At 69.0% G+C, this 20890-nt stretch carries 14 protein-coding genes; 2 read left to right on the forward strand and 12 right to left on the reverse strand.

All coding sequences use genetic code 11. The annotated features are described in order from the left end of the window. Window positions 1-73: 73 nt before the first annotated feature. From AC6H42_RS02300 to AC6H42_RS02320, 5 genes are read right to left on the reverse strand one after another with little or no spacing between them, the layout of a single operon-like run. Complete coding sequence (locus tag AC6H42_RS02300; protein ID WP_057154978.1) at window positions 74-535, reverse strand: AraC family transcriptional regulator; 462 nt, start codon at window positions 533-535, stop codon at window positions 74-76. A gap of 12 nt (window positions 536-547) precedes the next feature. After that, the gene (locus AC6H42_RS02305; RefSeq protein ID WP_497547326.1) at window positions 548-3676 is read right to left on the reverse strand and encodes an efflux RND transporter permease subunit; all 3129 of its coding nucleotides are present in this window, start codon (window positions 3674-3676) and stop codon (window positions 548-550) included. A 9-nt stretch (window positions 3677-3685) separates the two neighbouring features. Next, window positions 3686-4870: an efflux RND transporter periplasmic adaptor subunit gene (locus AC6H42_RS02310; RefSeq protein WP_497547327.1), complete on the reverse strand. Its 1185-nt coding sequence runs from the start codon at window positions 4868-4870 to the stop codon at window positions 3686-3688. Then, window positions 4870-6297 carry an efflux transporter outer membrane subunit gene (locus AC6H42_RS02315; RefSeq protein ID WP_373888170.1) on the reverse strand — a complete coding sequence of 476 codons (1428 nt, stop codon included), beginning with the start codon at window positions 6295-6297 and terminating at the stop codon, window positions 4870-4872. Before AC6H42_RS02315 ends, AC6H42_RS02310 begins: the two co-directional genes overlap by 1 nt. Continuing rightward, entirely contained in the window at window positions 6294-6962 is a 669-nt protein-coding gene (locus AC6H42_RS02320) for a CerR family C-terminal domain-containing protein (protein ID WP_057154980.1), read from the reverse strand. Before AC6H42_RS02320 ends, AC6H42_RS02315 begins: the two co-directional genes overlap by 4 nt. 179 nt (window positions 6963-7141) lie before the next feature. Here AC6H42_RS02320 and AC6H42_RS02325 point away from each other — a divergent pair, with 179 nt between their 5' ends. Together AC6H42_RS02325 and AC6H42_RS02330 are read left to right on the forward strand one after the other, a co-directional pair. Further along, window positions 7142-8575: a DUF1800 domain-containing protein gene (locus AC6H42_RS02325; protein WP_057154981.1), complete on the forward strand. Its 1434-nt coding sequence runs from the start codon at window positions 7142-7144 to the stop codon at window positions 8573-8575. Between the two features lie 31 nt (window positions 8576-8606). Next, complete coding sequence (locus AC6H42_RS02330) at window positions 8607-9839, forward strand: DUF1501 domain-containing protein (protein ID WP_497547328.1); 1233 nt, start codon at window positions 8607-8609, stop codon at window positions 9837-9839. A gap of 7 nt (window positions 9840-9846) precedes the next feature. Here the strand turns inward: AC6H42_RS02330 and AC6H42_RS02335 are convergent, their stop codons facing one another. The 7 genes from AC6H42_RS02335 to AC6H42_RS02365 all read right to left on the reverse strand — a co-directional run bounded on the left by AC6H42_RS02335 (window position 9847) and on the right by AC6H42_RS02365 (window position 20838). Then, the gene (locus AC6H42_RS02335) at window positions 9847-11862 is read right to left on the reverse strand and encodes a hypothetical protein (RefSeq protein ID WP_497547329.1); all 2016 of its coding nucleotides are present in this window, start codon (window positions 11860-11862) and stop codon (window positions 9847-9849) included. A 259-nt stretch (window positions 11863-12121) separates the two neighbouring features. Beyond that, window positions 12122-12964, reverse strand: a complete 843-nt coding sequence (locus tag AC6H42_RS02340) for a response regulator (protein ID WP_497547330.1) — start codon at window positions 12962-12964, stop codon at window positions 12122-12124. A 28-nt stretch (window positions 12965-12992) separates the two neighbouring features. Beyond that, the gene (locus AC6H42_RS02345; RefSeq protein ID WP_497547331.1) at window positions 12993-14345 is read right to left on the reverse strand and encodes a hybrid sensor histidine kinase/response regulator; all 1353 of its coding nucleotides are present in this window, start codon (window positions 14343-14345) and stop codon (window positions 12993-12995) included. Between the two features lie 134 nt (window positions 14346-14479). Beyond that, entirely contained in the window at window positions 14480-15241 is a 762-nt protein-coding gene (locus tag AC6H42_RS02350; protein WP_057154985.1) for a 2OG-Fe dioxygenase family protein, read from the reverse strand. 44 nt (window positions 15242-15285) lie between these two features. After that, a complete protein-coding gene (locus AC6H42_RS02355) occupies window positions 15286-17349 on the reverse strand; it encodes a TonB-dependent receptor (protein WP_057154986.1) in 2064 nt (687 codons plus the stop codon). Between the two features lie 45 nt (window positions 17350-17394). Beyond that, window positions 17395-18849 carry a hypothetical protein gene (locus AC6H42_RS02360; protein WP_057154987.1) on the reverse strand — a complete coding sequence of 485 codons (1455 nt, stop codon included), beginning with the start codon at window positions 18847-18849 and terminating at the stop codon, window positions 17395-17397. A gap of 87 nt (window positions 18850-18936) precedes the next feature. Further along, a complete protein-coding gene (locus AC6H42_RS02365) occupies window positions 18937-20838 on the reverse strand; it encodes a hybrid sensor histidine kinase/response regulator (RefSeq protein ID WP_497547332.1) in 1902 nt (633 codons plus the stop codon). Between the last annotated feature and the right edge of the window lie 52 nt (window positions 20839-20890).

The following is a 20890-nucleotide window of genomic DNA, read 5'->3' on the forward strand; positions in this document are numbered from 1 at the left end:
AGGGTTAATTAATTTTGCAACTTTAGTTGCAAAATTAATTAACCCTGACCCCATTTGTCTGTAAGGAAACTAATTACTTGATCGGAATGCAGAGCTCGCATTCGAAGACGCCGTCGGCGTCTTCGGTGTAGTTGGCGGGGTAGCGTTCGAAGCAGGGGCCGGGGGCGGCTTCCAGGCCGCTGGCCGGCAGGGCCTGGCCGTAGAACGCGCCCCATGCGGCGCCGATGTCGCTGCCGTTGCCGCGGTAGCGCGCGGCGGCGTAGCGGCCGCCGGGCAACTCGGCCAGCGCGGCCGGCGCTTCGGCCACGTAGCCCGCGTCCACTTCGACGCAGGCGTCGTAGCGGCAGCGCTCCGGCGGCGTGGTGCCGGGGTCGTCCTGCGCCACGCCGTAGGTGGTGCGCGCCATCAGCCCGTGCGCGGCGCGCCAGGGGTTGAACACGTCGCGCCAGAAGCTGACGATGCCCGGGCCGAACGGGCCCGTGTAGCGCAGGTAGGCGACCCTGGTGGGGGCGATGTCGATCGTGCGAACTTCCATGCGGCTTTCTCCTTATTTGGCGATTTCACTCGGGGTGGCCGGCGCAGAGGCGGGCGCCGGCGCGTGCTTGTGGCGGCGCAGCTTCTCGCGCAGGCGCTTGAGCAGTCCTTCCAGGTCGTCAATGTAGGTGAAGACGGCCGGCACCACCAGCAGGCTCAGCAGCGTGGAGGTGATCAGGCCGCCGATCACGGCAATGGCCATCGGCGAGCGGAAGCTCGGGTCGGCGCCCCAGCCCAGCGCCAGCGGCATCATGCCGGCGCCCATGGCGATGGTGGTCATCAGGATGGGCCGGCTGCGCTTGTGGCAGGCGTCCACCAGGGCGTCGAAACGGTTCATGCCGGCCTGGCGCGCCAGGATGGCGTAGTCCACCAGCAGGATGGAGTTCTTGGTGACGATACCCATCAGCATGATCAGGCCTATCATCGACGGCATCGACAGCGCGTTGCGCGTGATGAGCAGCGCCACGAAGGCGCCGCCGATCGACAGCGGCAGCGCGGCCAGGATCGTCACCGGCTGCATGAAGTCCTTGAACAGCAGCACCAGCACGCAGTAGATGCAGATCACGCCGATCAGCATGGCCAGGCCGAAGCTGGCGAACAACGCGGCCATCTCCTGCGCGTCGCCCAGTTCGGCGATCTTCACCGACGGCGGCAGGTTCTTCATCGACGGCAGCGCGCGCGCTTCTTCATTGAGTTCGCCCAGCGTGCGCCGGCCCAGTTCCACGTCCAGCGTGACGTTGCGGCTGCGGTTCAGGCGGTCGATCTGCGCCGGGCCGGATTCCATGCTGATGTCGGCCACGGTGGCGAGCAGCACGGGGCCGTTCTTGCCCGGCACGGTGAGGCGGCCGATGGCGTCCAGGTCGGCGCGCACGGTGTCGGGCAGCTTGACGCGGATCGGCACCTGGCGCTCGGGCAGGTTCATCTTGGTCAGGTCGAAGTCGTAGTCGCCGGCGGTGGCCACGCGCACCGTTTCGCCGATGGCGTTGGCGGTCACGCCCTGGTCGGCGGCGCGCGCGAAGTCGGGCCGCACGATGATCTCGGGCCGCACCAGCGAGGCGCTGGAGCTGACGTTGCCGATGCCTTGCATGGTGCGCAGTTCGCGCTCCACTTTTTGCGCCGCTTCGGTCAGGGCGATCGGGTCTTCGCTGCGCAGCACCAGCTGCATCTTGACGCCGGTGTCGGGCGGGCCGACGTTGAAGCGGGCGCCGGGAATGTTGTCGAGCTTGGCGCGGATCTGGGTTTCCAGGTCGGGCAGGGACTCCTTGCGGTCGGTGCGGTGCACCGTGGTCAGCGTCAGCACGGCGCGCCGCGCTTCGGCCGCCGCGCCGGGGGCGAAAGCGTCGCCGCTGGAGCCGCCGCCGATCGAGCTGAACACGCCGGTGATGCCTTTCACGTCCATCACGGCCAACCGGGTCTGCTCGGCGATGGCGCGCGTTTCGGCCAGGGTGGAACCGGGCGGCAGTTCGATGTTGACGTTGGTCTGCGCGCGGTCGGCCGGCGGCACGAAGCCGGTCGGCAGCAGCGGCACCAGCATGATGGAGCCGACGAAGAAGATGCCGGAAGCGATAGCGGTGATGTGGCGGTGGCGCAGGCACCAGCGCATCAGCGTGATGTAGCGCGTCATCAGCCAGCCGTCTTCCTCTTCCTCGTGCGGCACGGGCTTCATCAGGTAGGCGGCCATCATCGGCGTGAGCAGGCGCGCCACCACCAGCGAGGCCAGCACGGCCAGCACGGCGGTCCAGCCGAACTGCTTGAAGAACAGGCCGGGCACGCCGCCCATGAAGGCGGTGGGCAGGAACACGGCCACCAGCGCGAAGGTGGTGGCGATCACCGCCATGCCGATTTCGTCGGCCGCTTCCATGGCCGCTTCCATCGGGGTCTTGCCCATGCGCAGGTGGCGCGAGATGTTCTCGATTTCGACGATGGCGTCGTCCACCAGGACGCCCACCACCAGGGCCAGCGACAGCAGGGTCACGGTGTTGAGGGTATAGCCGAACCAGTACATGCCGAGGAAGGCCGGCAGCACCGACAGCGGCAGCGCGGCGGCGGCCACCAGGGTGGCGCGCCAGTCGCGCAGGAACCACCACACCACCAGCACTGCCAGCAGCGCGCCTTCGTACAGCAGTTCCATCGAGCCGTCGAAGTTTTCCTCGACCGGGAAGGCGTTGTCGATCGACAGTTTCAGTTCGATGTTGGGGTAGCTGGCGCGCAGTTCCTCGACCGCTTTTTGCGCGTCGGCGGCGACCTGGGTTTCGCTGGCGCCCTTGGTACGCAGGATCTCGAAGGCGACCACGCGCTTGCCGTCCTGCTCGGCCACGGCGCGCGGCTCGGCCACGGTGTCGCTGACGGTGGCGATCTGGTCGAGGCGGATGTGGCGCCCGTCCGGCAGCGGGATGTCCATCGCGCCCAGCGCGGCGGCGGTCTGCACGGTGCCGATGGTGCGCACCGATTGCTCGGCGCCGCTGACGTCGCCGCGTCCGCCCGGCGCTTCCTTCTGCACCTGGCGCAGCTGGCGCGACACGTCCAGCGCGGACACCTTGAGGGCGGCCATGCGGCTGTCGTCGAGCTCCACGCGGATCTCGCGCGACACGCCGCCCATGCGCTTGACGGCGCCCACGCCCGGCACGCTGAGCAGCTTCTTGGACACGTCGTTGTCGACGAACCAGCTCAGTTCCTGGTCGTCCAGCGGCCGGCCGGCGCCGGGCTTGGAGGCGGCGGTGAAGGTGAGCACGGCGCGCCCGGCCGTGGTCACCTTGCTGACCACGGGGTCGCGCAGCTCGCCCGGCATGTCGGCGCGCACTTGCGCCACCGCGTCGCGCACTTCATTGACGGCGTCCGAGATGTTCTTCTCGAGGATGAACTCGACGGTCACGGTGGCATTGCCGTCCAGGACCTTGGTGTAGATGTTCTTGATGCCTTGCAGCGTGGCGACCGAGTCTTCGATCTTGCGCGCCACTTCGGTTTCCAGCTGGGCCGGCGCGGCGCCCGGCAGCGAAGCGCTGACGGTGACGATGGGCAGCTGGATGTCGGGGAAGTCCTGCACCGGGTTGGCGCGGTAGGCCAGCAGCCCGGCCAGCGACAGCAGGGCGAACAGCATGATCGCCGGAATCGGATTCTTGATCGATAGGGATGAGAAATTCACTGCGGCTCCTTACTTGGCCTTGACCGCTTTGGCGGCTGCCTGCGCGGGCACGGCGGCGGGGGCGGGGGCAGCGGCGGCGGCCACGTTGTTGACCAGGTCGCCGTCATTGAGGAAGCCGGCGCCGCTCACCACCACTTGGGCGCCCGAGTCGATGCCGCCGAGGATCTCGATGCGGTCGGACAGGCGGCGCCCGGTCTGCACCTTGATGCGGCTCACGCGCTTGTCCGGGTTCAGGCGGAACACGTAGCTGAAGCCGTCGCGCACGGCCACGGCCTGCTGCGGCACGGTCATGGCGTCCGATGCGCCCAGCTCGAAGCGGCCGCTGGCGAACATGCCGGCCTTGAAGGCGTTCGCCTCGGCGCCCTTGGGCGCCGGCAGGTCCACGTACACCAGGGCGTAGCGGCTTTGCGGGTCGATGGTGGGGGCCACCATGCGCACCTTGCCGGCCAGCTCTGCGCCGTTGGCCGCTTTCACCACGGCGCTGGCGCCGGCCTTGATCTTGGGCAGATCGGCCGCCGTCACTTCGGCGCGCCATTCGAGGCGGCCCTGGCGGATCATGCGGAACAGCTCCGTGCCGGCGGCCACCACCGATCCCACGGTGGCGCTGCGGGCCGAGATGACGCCGCTGTCCGGCGCCACCACCCTGGTGTACTTCAGGCGCAGTTCCTGGGTCGCCAGCGCGGCCTTGGCCGAGGCGATGCGCGCCTTGCCGGTTTGCTCGGCGGTCATGTACTGGCTGATCTGCTGGGCGCTCAGCGCGCCGGTGGTTTCCAGCGAGCGGGCGCGCGCGGCGTTGGCGGCAGCTTCGGCGGCGTTGGCCTCCGCTTCCATCACGGCGGCGCGCGCCTGGGCCACGTCGGCGTTGACCGTGTCGGCCGAGAAGGTGGCCAGCACATCGCCCTTGCGCACCACGTCGCCGACGTTGACCTTCACGTCGGTCAGGCGCAGGCCGTTCGATTCGCTGCCGATGCTCGCTTCCTGCCAGGCGGTGACGTTGCCGTTGGCCGTCAGCGTGATGGGCAGGCGCGCGGCGGAGGGCTTGGCGGTGGTGACGGTGAGGGCGGCTTTGGGCGCGTCCTTGGCGTCTTTCTTGTCGTCGGCCGCAAAGGACAGCGGCGCGTGCAGGGCGAAGGCGGCCAGCAGGAGCAAAGCCAGTGGTTTGAGCGCGTATGTATTCATGGTCTTGGAGTTCATTATTGGTTGTTCGTCGTTGCCGGGGCGGTCCAGCCGCCGCCGGCGGCGCGGTACAGCGCCACCCAGGCGTTGCTGCGTTCCTGCTGCAGGTTGACCACCGTGTTCTCGGCGGCCAGGCGGCTGCGGCGCGCATCTTCCAGCTCCAGCAGGCTGGCCAGGCCGTTCTTGTAGCGGTCTTCGGTGGCGGTGAACGCCACGCGGTAGCCTTGCAGCGAAGTCTCGGCGTCGGCGGCGCGCTCGCCGGTGCTGTTCAGCGTGACCATGGCTTGCTCCAGTTCGGCCACCGCCTTGCGCACGTTGGCCCGGTACTGGCTCACGGCCAGTTCGTAGCGCGCCTGCGCGGCGTCGACGTTGGCGCGCCGGCGGCCGGCGTCGAACACCGGTACCGAGATCGCCAGCGGGCCCACGGTCCAGGTGTCGAGCTGGGTGTTCTCGCCGCCGCTGCGGAAGTTGGCCGCCCCCACGGAGCCCGACAGCGACAGGCGCGGATAACGCTGCGCCTGGGCGCCGCGCACCTCGAAGCTGGCCGCGGCCACTTCCTGTTCGGCGGTGTAGACGTCGGGCCGCTGGCTCAGCGTTTGCGCCGGCAGTGCGGCGATGGCGATGGCCGGCGCCGATGCGCTGGCGGCGGCCGCCGCTGTCCCGGCCGCGGCCAGCTTGGCGCGCAGTTCCGGTTCGGCGATGGCAGTCAGCGCCACCAGCGACTTGACGCCGATGTCGCAGGCGGCGCGCTGCGCGCTGGCGCGGTTGCGGCCGTCGGCTGCGCTGGCGCGCGCCAGCGCGGCGTCCGCCGGCGGCACGAAGCCGGCCTTGCTGCTCAGTTCCGTCAGGCGCGCGCTGTAGGCGCGCGAGCCGGCGTCCTGCACCGCCACCTTGAGCAGCTGTTCGCAGGCGCGCAGGCCGTAGTACTGGTTGGCCGTTTCGGCGGCCACCGACACGCGCGCCTCGTGCCAGCCGGCGCTGGCGCCGTTGAAGCGCGCTTCGGCCGCATTGCGCGCGGCGCGCCCGGCGCCGAACACGTCGATCTCCCACGAGGCCTGCAGCGCCACCTGGCTGGTGGTGCCGGTGGGGATGGACGATTGCTGGTTCTGGCGCGCCACGCTGCCGGCCAGGTCCAGGTTGGGGGCCAGCGCGGCGCCGGCCGCCACGCGCTCGGCGCGCGACTGGGCGATGCGCGAACGGGCCGAGGCCAGCGTGGGGCTGGCCGCCTGGGCTGCGTCGATCAGCTGCACCAGCAGCGGGTCGCCCTGGGACTGCCACCAGTTGTTCAGGTCGGTGAGGCTGCCGTTGTGCGGCAGCGGCGCCAGCCATTGCTGCGGCGCGGCCGGGTCCACCTTGGCGGGCGGCGCGGTCAGGGCGCAGCCGCCCAGCGACAGCGCCGCCGCCACCGCCATCGCCCGCACGGTTTGGTGCTGGTTTTTCTTCATGCTGTTTTTTCCTTGATGCGGATCTTTTCTGCTTCTATCAATGCCGTGGCGTAGTCGCTCAGGCGGGCGGTCCAGGTGGCGATGGCTTCCGGTCCGGCCATCAGCTGCGGCCTGATGGTCTTTACGACATCGCCCGCCATCATCAGCATCAGCGCCATGGAGGCGATGCTGAAGGCGAGGCGATGGGTTTCGTCGTCCGGCGCTGGCTGGCCGAGGTGGCGCGCCAGCACACGGCTGAAGGCATCCTGCTCGGGGCGGATGCCGTTTTCAATTTCGTTGGCCCAGATGCCGGTGGGCTCGAGCATTTCGCGGAACCACAGCCGCATGCAGATTTCCATCATGTCGCCTTCCAGCAGCGGCGCCAGCATCTGCTGGAAGAAGCCTTCCAGCGATTGGCGCAGCGTGAAGTGGGGCTGGTCGAACATGGCAATGTTGTCGGCCGGGGCGGGGGAAATGGCGGTGAAGGCGGCGCGGTACAGGCCGGCCTTGTCGCCGAAGTAGTAGCTGATGGCGGCCACGTTGACGCCCGCCGCCAGCGCGATTTCGCGGGTGGAGGCGCGCGAGTAGCCCTGTTCGGCGAACAGGCGCATCGAGGCCAGCAGCAGGCGTTCGCGCGATTGCTCGCCGTCCGCACGGGATTTTTTGGGCTTTGCTTTTTCGTTCATCGCGCCATTTAATCACATAATTCAAACAATTGATATAACTTAATCGATCGTTTGATTAAGTTGCAGGATCGTTGTCACGACGGCTTGTAACAATTGCTTACACGCGATACACGGCGGTGTGGCCGCGCCCTCCGGGCTGGTATAAAGTCATGGCTATAACGACATCAACGAGGCCAAACATGAGAGCTGCGCGCTGGTTTGCACCGATGATTTTTGCGGCGGCCGCGCTGGCCGCCCAGGCCCACGCCGCGCCGCTGGCCGGCGAGGCGGCCGCGCTGCATGTGCTGAACCGGCTGGCCTACGGGCCGGCGCCGGGCGACATCGAGCGCGTGACGCGGATGGGCGTGGCGGGCTACATCGACAGCCAGCTCTACCCCGAGTCGCTGGCGCTGCCCGCCGCGCTGGCCGAGCGCCTGGCGGGACTGGACACGGTGCAGCGCAGCAGCGGCGAGGTACTGGGCGACTTCCTGGCCGTGCGCGACATGGTCAGGGACGAAACCGAGGACGCCAGGGCCATGCGGCGCGAAGTGCTGGCGCGCATCACCAGCCAGACGGCCGAAGCGCGCATCGCGCGCGCGGTGGCCAGCCCGCGCCAGCTGGAGGAGGTGATGGTGGACTTCTGGTTCAACCATTTCAACGTCTTTTCCGGCAAGGGCCAGGTGCGCCCGCTGGTGGCAAGCTATGAGCGCGACGCCATCCGCCCCTATGTGTTCGGCGCCTTCCGCGACATGCTGGGCGCCACTGCCAAGCATCCGGCCATGCTGTACTATCTGGACAATTACCTTTCCAAGGCCGGCGGCGTGAACGAGAACTACGCGCGCGAGCTGATGGAGCTGCACACGCTGGGCGTGGACAAGGGTTATACGCAGAAGGACGTGACCGAGCTGGCGCGCATGCTCACCGGCTGGACCTTCGCGCCGCGCCAGGTGGTGGCGCGCAACGAGACGTTCCGCTTCGATCCCAAGCGCCACGACCAGGGCGAGAAGCAGTGGCTGGGCCGCCTGGTCAAGCCGCAGGGGCAGGCCGAGGGCGAATACGCGCTGGACGTGCTGGCCGTGCATCCGGCCACGGCGCAGCACATCAGCTACAAGCTGGCGCAGTATTTCGTCGCCGATCAGCCGCCGCCGGCCCTGGTGGAGCGCATGGCGCAGACCTGGCTTGCCAGCAAGGGCGACATCCGCTCGGTGCTGAAAACGCTGTTCGCCAGCGCCGAATTCATGGCGCCGGAGGCGCAGGGCGCCAAGTTCAAGACGCCTTACCAGTTCGTCATTTCCGCCGCGCGCGCCGCCTATGCAGGCGCGGCGGGCGGCAGCGCGGCGATGCTGCCGGAAGTCAAACCGGTGATGGGCGCGCTGGACCGGCTGGGCATGCCGCTGTACGGCTGCCAGACGCCGGACGGCTACAAGAACACGCAGGCAGCCTGGCTCAACCCGGACGCGCTGAGCCGGCGCATCGGCTACGCGGCCACGCTGGCGCAGGGCACGGATGCGGCGCAACTGCAGGCCGCGCTGGGCGGCTCGGTGTCGGCCCGCACGCGCGACATCGTGGCTGCCAGCCCGCCAAAAATACGCACTGCCATGCTGCTGGGCAGTCCCGATTTCATGCAGCGCTGATTGTCACACTGAACAGCGCGGGAGAGCGAATATGCAACGCAGAGACTTCCTCAACGCCTTCGCCGCCGGCGCCGGCCTGACCATTCCCCTGGGCCGCCATGCCTGGGCCGCCACGGCGCGCGGCGGCGTCACCGGGCGCAAGCTGGTGGTGGTCATGCTGCGCGGCGCGGTCGATGGGCTGAACGTGGTGGCGCCGCTCGGCGATGCGAACTACGCCGTGCTGCGTCCCACGATTGCGCTGGCCGCGCCGGACAAGGAACACGGCGCGCTGGACCTGGACGGCTATTTCGCGCTGCACCCGGCGCTGGCGCCCTTGATGCCGCTGTGGGGCGAGAAGAAACTGGCCTTCGTGCACGCCAGCGGTTCGCCGGACGCGACCCGTTCGCACTTCGACGCGCAGGACTACATGGAGTCCGCCACGCCTGGGGTGAAAAGCACGCCGGACGGCTGGATGAACCGCCTGATTGCCGCCTTGCCCGGCACCTCCACCCCCACGCGCGCGGTCAGCGTCGGGCCGACCATGCCGCGCATCCTGAGCGGGCAGGCGGCCGCCATCAACATCGCCAACGGTGCGGCTGCGGGCAAGCCCGGCCCGCTGGACCGGCCGGTGCTGGCGGCGGCGTTCGACCAGCTTTACCTGGGCCACGAGCGCTTCGGCAAGGTCTACCAGGATGGGCGCGAGGCGCACAAGGAAGTGATGGCGGCCACCATGGCCGAGGCGGTGGTGGCCGACGGCGGCGCGCCGCTGCCTTACGGTTTTCCGGACGACGCGGCGCGGCTGGCCGTCCTGATGCGCAACGAGCCCAATGTGCAGCTGGCTTTCTTTGCGCTGGGCGGCTGGGACACGCACGCCGGCCAGGGCGCGGGCACCGGGCAGCTGGCCAACCGCCTGGCGCCGCTGGCGCAGGGCCTGGCGCTGCTGGCGCAGCGGCTGGGACCGATGTTCGATGACACGGTGATCGTGGTGATGTCGGAATTCGGGCGCACCGCGCGCGAGAACGGCAACGGCGGCACGGACCACGGCCACGGCAATGCGATGTGGGTGCTGGGCGGCGGCGTGGCCGGCGGCAAGGTGCTGGGCGACTGGCAGGGCGTGGGCGACGGCCAGCTCAACGAGGGCCGCGATTTGCCGGTGACGACCGACTTCCGCACCGTGCTGGCGCATATCGCCGAGCGCCACCTGCGTCTCGGCGACCGGCAACTGGCGCAGGTGTTCCCGCGCATGCCGGCCACGCCGTCCGGCTTGCGGCTGCTGCGGGCGTAATGCCGCCTCACAGGCGCGGGGTGAGCTTCATGACGGGGCGCGGCCGGTACATCCTGTCTTCCACGCTGGCACCGCTGGCGTCGATGTGCGCGCCCATGGCGGCCAGGTCCGCCAGCAGCGCTCCGGCCAGCGCTTTTTCCGGCATGTTCAGGCGGCTGCGGCCGGCCGCTTGCCGCCAGCGCTGCGCCGCGCCGGGTGCGCCGGCTTTGCGCGCCAGGCGTTCCAGGTTGCCCAGCACGGACAATACCTGCACCTGCTCGTGATTGTCCCAGCCGTTGCCGCCGCCCTGCGGGTGGAAGCGCCGGTACAGCATCTCGGCTGCGCAGGCGCCGGCGTCGGCCAGGCGCTCCACCGCTGCCTTCGGCATATTCAGATTGAGTCCGCCCTCGCCGGGCCGCAAACTGATCTGGACGATGCGGTCGCGGTAGCCGGGGTAGGGGAACAGGATTTCGTCGCGCCAGTTTTGCATGGTGGTGAAAATGTTGGCCAGGAAGCGGAACACCCCGGCCGGCGTGGCGTCGCTGGACGGCGCCCAGTAGCGCTGCATGCCGCGGCTGTTGTCGTCCGGCAGATAGACGCGGCCATCGAGGCCGCACTGGGCGGCGTCTTCGATCGGGTACTTGGGATGCGCTTCCTTCAGGTTGATGGCGAAGGTGGGGTGCTCGGGCAGCAGGGTGTCGAAGAAGTGCAGCGGCATGTTGCTGGAGATGCCGCCGTCCGAGAACCACACCCGTTTCAGCTTGCCGTCGTCGGTGAAGTCGCGCGCATACAGCGGCACGGCCGACAGCAGCAGCGGAAAGCTCAGGCTCATGCGCACCGCGACCACCACCGGCAGGTGGGCGTTGGTGGCCAGGCGCACCAGTTGGCTGCCGTCCGGCGCGGTGACGGCGTCTTCCAGCGGCGGCACCGGCGCTTGCTCCAGCAGCCAGTCCATCACGTTTTGCGGGAACAGGTGCGACCATTCGCCGGGATGAAAGTAGAAGGCGCCGGCATTGTCGCGGAAGGGCAGGGTGTAGGGCATTTGCTGGCTGAGCGCCGTGGTCACCACTTCCAGGTTGATGGCGCGCTCGCCGGGCGCGCTCTCGTCCTGCGGTCCCCACAGGTCGCCGAAGGTGAGCGGCCGGCCGGGCGGCAGTCCGGCCAGCTGGTTCAGGTAGGCGGTGAGCCAGTCGGTCAGCGCGGTGGCGGATTCCATGCCGGTGCTGCGGCCGCTGCAGATGCCGTAGAAGTTCAGGTGCAGGCCGCGCAGCAGGGCGCTGCCCCAGCGCCACAGGCCCACCCCGAAGCCGCAGGCGATGCACAGGGGCGCCAGCAGCAGGAAGGGGATCTGCACGCCGATGTTGAGCGGACCGGCGTGGCCGGGCAAGCCGGCGATGGCGACGGCCAGCACCAGCGTGCCGGCCGCCGCCGCGCATACCGCTTCGGCGGCCAGGCGGCGCTGTTGCGGGGGCAGGCCGGCCAGCTTGCGCCAGGGACCGCCGGCGCGCGCGGCCGCGTGCAGTGCGCCGGCGCCGGGGGCCGGCAGCAGTGCAAAGGCGCGGTGGGTGAGCCAGGCGGCGCCGGCGGCGGTGCCCAGCATGGCCAGCGTGGTGGCGGCGCTGCGCAGCAGCGTGAGGTGGGTGGCCAGCATGACCAGCGGCGCAATCAGCAGCAGCGCCGCGCCCAGCACGCTCGGCCAGTGGATCAGCGCGGCGGCAATGGAGAGCGCGGCGCGCGGTTTGTCGCGCCCCGCGATGTAGCGCATGGCTTGGTCGAAATGGCGGTGCAGCGCTGCCGTAGGCTGGAACAGGCGCGCCAGCCGCGAGCGGCCGTGTTCCTGCGCCTGCAGCTCTTCCGGCAGGCCGGCCAGGGTGGCGAAGGCGGCCGGCTGGCGCCCGCTCTGGCGTCCGCATTCGGCGGCGGCGCAGGCTGCGGCGGCGATGGCGCCGGCCGAGGTGCCGCCAATGTTCTTGAACGCGTAGCCGCGCGCCAGCCGCGCAATCAGCTTGGGGTAGACGATGCCGCTGGAGATGCCGCCTTTCATGACGAGGTCGCACAGCGGTAACGACGCGTTGCTGCCCGCGTTGTTGCTCGTGCTGTTGCTTGCGTGGCCGTTGGTGCTGCTGTCTGCGTTACTGATTTGCTGCTCCTTTTGCAAAAATCCGGACAAAAAAAAGCCCGCGTCAGGCGCGGGCTGAATCCAATGTTCGGAGAACGGTTGGAGGAGACAGTTCCACTATAGGCGCGTTTTTGTTGCAGTGCAATACCGTATAAATACGATGTCTAACTATCTACTATGGCAGTTACGCCATGGCGGGCCCTGTGCTGGTTGTGCTCCCCGCCTGCGTGCATTGCTCCAGCGCGCCGGCCAGCTGCAGCGGCTCGAGCGGATGCGCCAGCAGTACCGCCGGGGCCCAGCCGGGCGGCAGCAGGCCGTCCAGCGCGTCGCCTTGGGCGGCGGTGACCAGTACCAGCGGCAGGCCGGCCCACTCGGACCGGTGGCGTTCCAGCACGGCCGGCACGAAGGCCGTGTGGCGGCTTTGCGTGGTGTCCGCGTCGCACAGCAGCAGGTCGAATTGCTGCCGCGCGCAATGGGCCGCCTGCTCGGCATCCGCCGCCACCGCCACCGCATAGCCGTAGTGGGCCAGGACGCTGGCCACCAGGCCGCCGCCGTCCGGCGCGGCGTCCAGCAGCAGCACGCGGGCGCGCGGCGCTGCGGCCGCCGGCGGCGCATCGTCGTCCCCGTCGCCGGCGGCGGGCGGGGGCCGGCCGCGCAGCGCCGCGGGCAGGAAGCTTTCAATCGACGGGATCAGCGTGTCCGGCTCGAGCGATTTGGGCAGATGGCCGTCGAAGCCGGCCGCGCGCAAGGCGGCCCCGCCGTCGGATACCGGCAACGCGCTCGCGGCCAGCACCGGAATGGCGTCGGTGGCCGCGTCGCCCTTGAGCAGGGCCACCACGCCGTAGCCGTCCAGGCGCGGCAGGTGGATGTCGCAGATGATCAGGTCGGGCTGCAGCTCGCGCGCCGCCACCACGCCCTGCAGGCCGTCGTAGGCGCTCAGCGGGGTATGGCCGAAGGCGGCCAGCAAATAGCACATCAGGTCCATATTGGCCTGGTTGTCTTCCACGATAAGGACGCGCGCTGCCATACCGCTCCCTGCTGCCCCGGCGGGCGGTTTATTTTTTGCTCTTCATCGCCAGCGTGAAAGTGCTGCCGTGTCCGAAATCGCTGCTGAAGAACAGCGAGCCGCCGATCAGGTTGGCCAAGTTCTGGCACAGGTACAGGCCCAGGCCCGCGCCTTCGGCGTGGCGGGTGGAGGTCGAGTCCAGCTGCGAGAAGGCCTGGAACAGCTTGGCCTGGTCTTCCTCGCGGATGCCGGCGCCGCTGTCGGCCACGGCGAACTCGGTTATCACGCCGTCGGCGTCGGTGCGCTGGCTAAGCGTGATGCGCACCGTGCCCTTTTCGGTGAACTTGATGGCGTTGTTGGCCAGGTTGATCAGGATCTGGGTCAGCGCGCGGCGGTCGGTCTCCAGCGTCACCGCCTGCGGCGCCAGCTCCACTTCCAGCGCCAGGCCTTTCTGCTGCGCCAGCGGGCGCAGGGTGTCGGCCACTTCGGCGATCAGGTTCTGGCACTGGATCGATTCGACCGACAAGGTGACCTTGCCGGCTTCGATCTTGGCCACGTCCAGGATGTCGTTGATCAGCGAGAGCAGGTGGCGCGCGCTGTTGCGGATGGTATTGAGCTGCTTGTCCTGCTCCCCGGTGAGCGGGCCGGGCAGCTTCATCAGCAGTGCGCCGGTGAAGCCGATGATGGCGTTCAGCGGCGTGCGCAGTTCGTGCGACATATTGGCGATGAAGGCCGACTTCATGCGGCTCGCTTCGGCCAGTTCCAGGTTCTTCAGCGCGATTTCGCGGTTGATGGTTTCCAGCTCGCCGGCGTGGTGCGCCAGGCGCATATTCAGTTCGATCACCTGGCGCTCGCGCGCCTGCAGTTCGCTGTTGACCTGCACCGCCTGCTCGTAGGTGGAGATCAGCAGGTCGAGGATCTGCTGGCGTTCGGCGTTGATGAAGTGCTTCTGGTCGCCCAGGTAGAGCGCGATGCCCACTTCCATGTTCTGGTTGCGGCGCAGCTTCTGGTTCACCAGCATGTGGCCGATGCGGTTTAGCAGGTAGTCTTCGGCGTAGGGCTTGCGGATGAAATTGTCCGCGCCGCACTCGATGCCCTTGATGATGTCCTTCGGATCGGTCAGCGAGGTGACCAGGATGACCGGGATGTCGCGCAGCGCGCCGTCGGTCTTGACGGCGCGGCACAGCTCATAGCCGTCCATTTCGGGCATCACGATGTCCGACAGCACCAGATGCGGCTTGCGTTCGCGGATTGCCTCCAGCGCCAGGCGGCCGTTGGCGGCCACGCGCGCCTTGTAGCGCACCGACTGGATCAGCCGGCGCAGCCGCTCGGCCTGGGTTGGGCTATCCTCGACGATGAGGATCTCGATTTCATCCGGTTCGATCTCGTAGCTGGAGTCCACGGACTGCCTCCAAAAATTGTTTTTCAAGCGCTGCTGACTCTTAGGTAACTATAAAGGATTTAACTATCGAACTGGGAATTTTCATTCCCATTGGTGCCAGGTACTGCGCATTGGTGCGCCCGTCCTCCCACGGTTCAGGGCTGGGCGCCCTGGAACTGGCCGGCGCGGTAGGTCAGCACCAGGGTATCGCGGTGGCAGGAAGGCCTGCTTCCCTGTTCGCCTGCTTGCGCCAGCGGCTGGATCGGGGTCGATTCATGGATGACCGTGGCGTCGTCCAGCAGCAGCATGGTCCACGGTTCGGTCATGGTGAAGCGTTTGCCGTTCGGGCCGTCGGCTTCAAAGATGCGAGTCTCCCCGCCTTTGATGCCGTGGCGGCCCACCAGCAGCACGGCCACGTAGTCCACGCCGTCGCGGTGCGCGCCTTCCGGGGTGGGGCGGCCGATGCCGTCGGCGGTGTCGATGCGGAACTGGTGCGCCTCGATGTACCACGGCTGCGGCGAACGCGCGGCGGAGCAGGCGTCGCCCACGGCGGTCAGCAGCTGGCGCCAGGCCGGCTGCGCCACGGTGCCGGGCTCCATCGGCTCGAACAGGCGGTGCATGCCGCCGTGCAGGGCGTTGTACTCGAGCGGCTGCCAGTGGGCGCGGTGCGCCGTCTGCGCCAGCGTGCCGTCCTGCTGGATAAAGCAGGAATGGCGGCGGCGCCGGTAGCGGCCGCCGTCCTTCAGGTAATTGTCCAGCTCCAGCCTGTCCCAGCTCGGGATCAGGGCGTTCAGCGCTTCCAGCGTGGTGCCGGCCAGCGCGGCCACGTCTTCGGGGTGCAGCAGGGCATAGCCTTCGCTGCGCAGCGCTGCGGTCACGCGCTCGGGCGCGGTGTAAATCGGGGCGTAAGTCGTCATCTAGTCATCTGATAGTCATCTGATAGTCTTCTATTCTACGACGATCAGAAACTCTGCGTGAGCATCAGCCGGAAGGAGCGCGATTCGACCGGATGGAAATGGACGTCGTCCACCGGCTGGGTTTCGCCTTTGAGCTGCGAGGCATAGTAGTAATCGATGGCCGATACGCGGCGCTTGGCCAGGTTGAACCCTTCCAGTTCGAGCTGCAGGCCGCCGGCGAATTTGTAGCCGATGCGGCCGTTCAGCGTCTGGCTGGCGCGCGAGCGCACGCTGTTGTCCTCGGTGAGCGGGCGCGGACCGAAGTAGCGCAGGCGCAGCGCGCCGGACCAGGGCCCCAGCTTGTCCAGCGTGAGCGCCAGCTGGGCCACGCCTTCCACCGCGCCGGGAAGGTAGGCCGCGCCGGCCGCGGCGCCACGGCTGCGGGCGCGCGCGAAGGCGATGTCGGCGTCCACGCTGAGCCACTTGAAGGGCTTGTAGTAATTGGAGAATTCCACGCCGTAGCGGCGGCTGGGCTCTCCCGCTTCGGTGGCGCCGGCGTCGCCCACGTAGCTCAGCTCCGAGCCGAAGTCCAGCCGGTACACCGACAGCGAAGACTGCAGGCGCGGCAGCCATTCGCTGCGCAAGCCCAGTTCCATGCCGCGCGAGCGCACCAGCGGCGCACCGGCTGCCCCTTCGGCCACCACCGCGCCGCGTGCGTCGTTGCTGTGGAAGCCGGTGCCGGCGTTGGCATACAACTCGGTCTGCGCCCAGGGACCGAAGACGGCGCCCAGGCTGGGACTCAGCAGGCGGTCGCTGGCGCGCGCGGCGGGATGCGCCAGCGCCGAGGCGCTGCCCGGCTGCGTGGGCCGCACGTCGAAGCGGTAGCCGTCGGCGCGCAGGCCGGCCGTGGTGCGCAGCAGCGGCGTCCAGCGCGTGCTGTTTTCCACGTACAGGCCCAGGCTGGACTCGACGATGTGGTCGGCGCGCGTGGCGGCGATAGCCTGGCGCGCCACTGTCTTGTATAAGCCGTTGAAGATATTGTCGTGCTGCAGCTGCAGGCCGGCGGTGGTGATGGAGCTGGCCTCGCCGATGTGCGCATGCCAGGCGACACTGGCGTCCACGCCGCTGGTGACGCGGCGGTCCGGCTGCGCGAACTGGTCGCCGTTTACCGGGTCGTCCATGAAGTAGGTGAAGTTCGAGTACAGGTCCAGCTTGTTGGCGATGAGGTAGGCGCTGACCCTGGCGGCGGTGTCCTCGCCGCTGCGCTGCCAGGCGCCGGACAGGCTGTAGCGCTGCGCCTTGCCGCCGTCGCTGTTGTCGACGCCGTCGTAGCGGCCCAGCAGGCCTTGCTGCACGGCGCGCAGCGGGATCTGGTCGGTGGCGTTCCAGTCCGCGCTGTAGGCCATGGCGGTGAGATTGAAACCGTTGTTGGCGTAGCCCTGGCTGTAGCGCAGCACGGCGTTCAGCTTGTGGTAATCGTCGCCGCGCGTGTAGGGCCCGTCGTTGTGCATCGCTTCCAGCGCGTACAGCACGGCGCCGCTGCGCGCCGGCCCCACCTCGAGCGAGTCCGCCAGCAGCGCGCGGCGGTAGCCGTTCTGGCCCGCGCTGGCGCTGGCCACGCCGCGCACCAGGCGGTTGGCGTAGACGATGGACGCGGCGCCGGCCGAGGCGAAGTCGCCTTGCTCGGCGGAGTAGGGACCTTTCTTGTAATCGAGGCGCGCCGCCAGTTCCGGGATCAGGAAATTGAGGTCGGTCCAGCCCTGGCCGTGGGCGTGGCTGCGCTGGTTGACGGGCATGCCGTCCACGGTGGTGCGCAGGTCGGTGCCGTGGTCCAGGTTGAAGCCGCGCAGGTAGAACTGGTTGGCCTTGCCTTCGCCGCTGTGCTGGCTGACGATCAGGCCGGGCGTGGCCTCCAGCAGTTCGCCGGGCCGGTAGGTGGTGCGCGCGGCCAGCTGCTGCTGCGTCACGCTGCCGTCGCCGGCCGCGTCGGCCACGCCCAGCTGGCTGGCGCGCGAGCCGTCGATCAGCACGCGCTGCATCAGCGTGTCGTCGGCACGGGAGGACGGGAGGGCCAGCAGGGAACACAGCGCGGCGGCCAGCGCGGACGGGATCGGATGGAGTTTCAGCATGGCGGGCAGTATAGCCGTCGCCGTGCGGGCGTGCACGACCTCACGCTACTGCGCGGCAGACGGTTCGATGGGCTTGAGCACGTGCTCCAGGTCGGGCTGGTCCAGCCGGGTGATGTAGGGCCAGGGCGTGCCGTTGATGTCGAGGAAGGTGCGGGCGTCGTCGCGGTAGCGGGGGCCGGGCTGGAAGGCGCGCGCCAGTTCGAACAGCGGCGTGGCGGCGCCGGCCAGCAGCAGCGCCAGCAGCGTGCCCATCAGGCCTTTGCGCAGCCGCTTGTGCGGGCCGGGGCGGTCCAGCGCGGCGATCGCGGCCAGCATCAGGACGGTGAGCGCGGGGATGGCCGCTTGCGTGGCCAGTTCGTTGTGCGGGCCGAAGCGCAGCAGCGGCAGCAGGGCCAGTTCCAGCAGCGCCAGCGCGAGCAGCGCCGAGCGCTGCCCCAGGGCCAGCAGCACCAGCGCGAGCAGGCCCCATTCAAGTGCGGCGAACAGGGCGTAGCGCGCGCCCTCGGCGGCCAACTCCGCGCCGGGCAGCACGGCGAACGGACCCAGCGCGCCGGCGCTGAGCAAGCGCGCCAGCACCAGCAGCGCCGGCACGACGGCCCAGCAGGCGGGGCCGGCCAGTTCCTGTTGCACGGCGGACGCGGGCATGCGGCGCGCCACGCTCCACAGCAGCAGCGGCGCAGCGCCCAGCGCGGCCAGCGGCGACCAGCACGCGATGCCCAGCAACAGCAGCGCGGCGGCAGGCGCGCCCAGGCCTTGGGCGCGGTGGCGCCAGACGATCACGGCCAGCAGCCAGGCCGGCAGGGCGTGGTTGGGCGACCAGAACAGCAGCGTGGTCTGCGACGCGTATTGGTAGGCGCCGGCCCAGCTTTCCAGATGCTGGGCGTAGGCGGGCAGGCCGGGCTGGCGCAGCAGCCAGCCGGCCAGGTCCATGCCGCTGAACAGCACGGCCACCGCCATGGCCAGCATCCAGCCGTTCTGCCGCCGCGCGCTGTTGGCGCCCACCAGCAGCGCCAGGAACAGCGCGGCGCCGCCCGCGGTCCAGAACCACAGCGCCAGGCGGGCGCCGTCCAGATTGCTCAGTTTGCCCGCCAGCGCAGGCAGCAGGTAGTAGCCCGGCGCGCTGCGCAGCAGCAGCGGCGCGCCGTCCTGGCCGGCGTAGACCACCGGCCAGGGCAGCGCCACCAGGTCGCGCAGCACCGCCATGCGGATGAGCCAGCTGGGGTTCAGGTGCAGGCCGCCGGCCAGCCCGGCCAGGATGGTCCACATGACGGCCACCGCCATCACCGCGCCCCGCTCCGGCCGGCTCAGGCCAGGCACGCCGCGCCGGCGGTCGCGCCAGCACGGCCACAGGGTCAGCGCCAGCGGCGCGGTGACGGCCAGCGCATAGGGCAGCCACAGCCAGCCGAACAGGAAGACTGGCAACGGCAGGCACAGGTAGCCGATCGCCAGCATCTCCAGGCGGTCCAGCTGGCGCAGCGGGTTGGGCGGCGGACCATGCATGCAGCGTGTCCCCTCATCGGTGTCGATGGGCGTACCATATCGCAATTCCTGCGCGATGGCAAATAGGCAATTAATTCTTGCCGGGGGCTAGCGCAGTTTTTTGATGATGTCCGATAAGCGGTAGGGTTTGCCGATGAACTCGAACTGGGCGAGGTCCTCCTTTTGCTCGCTGAGCGCGGCCGCCATGTAGCCGGAGGACAGGATGATTTTCATTTCCGGCCGCAATTGCCGCGCCGCCTTGGCCAGTTGCACGCCGGTGATGCCGGGCATGACCACGTCGCTGAACAGGATGCGCAGATCGGGCGTGCGATGCAGGATGTCGAGCGCTTCGGTGCCGTTGTTGGCGGACAGCACTTCGTAGCCCAGGCTGCTGAACAGCTGGGCGGTGATGTCGAGCACGTCGAACTGGTCGTCCACCAGCAGCACTTTCTCGGCCGCCTCGTGGTGGCAGCCGCCGTCGCCGTCGCTGGCCGCGGCGAGCGCCGGGAACAGCAGCGTGATGTCCGTGCCCTGGCCGGGCTGCGAGGCGATGCGCAAGTCGCCCTTGGCCTGCTGCACCGTGCCGTACACCTGGCTCAGCCCCAGCCCGGTGCCCTTGCCGACTTCCTTGGTGGTGAAAAACGGCTCCACCGCGCGCGCAATGATCTCCGGCGGCATGCCGCAGCCGTTGTCGCGCACGCTCAGGCACACATAGTTGCCGGCCGGCAGCGCGCCGCCTTCGGGCTCGCTGCGCAGACTGGAGGCAATCACGATGGTGCCGGTGTCGCCAATGGCATCGCGCGCGTTGACCACCAGGTTGAGCACGGCCGACTCCAGCTGCGGCACGTCGGCCATGATCTCTGGCAGGCCGGGCGTGAGCTGCAGTTGCAGCTGCATCGAGCTTTTCACGGCGCGCCGCAGCACCGCCTCAAACGAGTCGATGACGCGGTTGACGCGCACGCGCTCGGGCTGGAAGGGCTGCTGGCGGGCGAAGGTCAGCAGCTGCTGGGTCAGCGTGGCGCCGCGGCTGGCGGCGCGCGTCATGCTGTCGATGGTCTTGACCTGGACGGTGCGGTCGCCGGTGTTGCGCAGGATGTCCAGGCCGTTGCTGATCACGTTCAGCAGGTTGTTGAAATCGTGCGCCAGGCCGCCGGTGAGCTGGCCGATCGATTCCAGCTTTTGCGACTGGAACAGCGCTTCCTTGGTGCGCGCCAGCGCTTCCTCGGCCGCGCGGCGCTCGGTGACGTCGCGCGTCACCTTGGCGTAGCCCATCAGCCCGCCCATCGAGTCGGTGATCGGATCGATCACCACGTGCGCCCAGAAGCGGCTGCCGTCCTTGCGCACGCGCCAGCCCTCGCGCTCGAAGCGGCCCTCGCGCCGCGCGGTGGCCAGCGCGTACATGGGCAGGCCGGCGGCCCGGTCTTCCTCGGTGTAGAAGCGTTCGAAATGGGTGCCGACCACGTCGTCCGAGTCGTAACCCTTGATGCGGCGCGCGCCCTCGTTCCAGTTGGTCACCAGGCCCTCCGGCGACAGCATGTAGATCGCGTAGTCGGTCACGCCCTGCACCAGCAGGCGGAAACGCTCCTCGCTGGCGTGCAGCGCTTCCTGCTCCCTGCGGCGGTCGGTAATGTCGCGCGTGATCTTGGCGTAGCCCAGCAGCACGCCGTCATGGTCGCGGATCGGGTCCAGCACCACGCTGGCCCAGAAGCGCGTGCCGTCCTTGCGCACGCGCCAGCCTTCGTCCTCGAAGCGGCCGGTGTCGCGCGCTGCCGCCAGCGCAAGTGCGGGGCGGCCGGCGGCGCAGTCCTCGGCCGAGTAAAAGCGCGAGAAGTGCTGGCCGAGGATCTCGTCCTCGCGGTAGCCCTTGAAGCGCTGCGCCCCGGCGTTCCAGCTCGTGACGATCCCTTCCGGCGACAGCGTGTAAATGGCGTAGTCGGTGATGCTGGAAATAAACAGCCGCAGGCGTTCTGCTTCAATGGCGCTGCTCGGGCTGGGACTGGTTACGCTCATGTACGGGTTCCGCGGCGGCCCTGCCGCGCAATGGACAGATTGATAAGGTAGT

It is taken from the genome of Massilia sp. NBRC 108631, assembly GCF_059704565.1.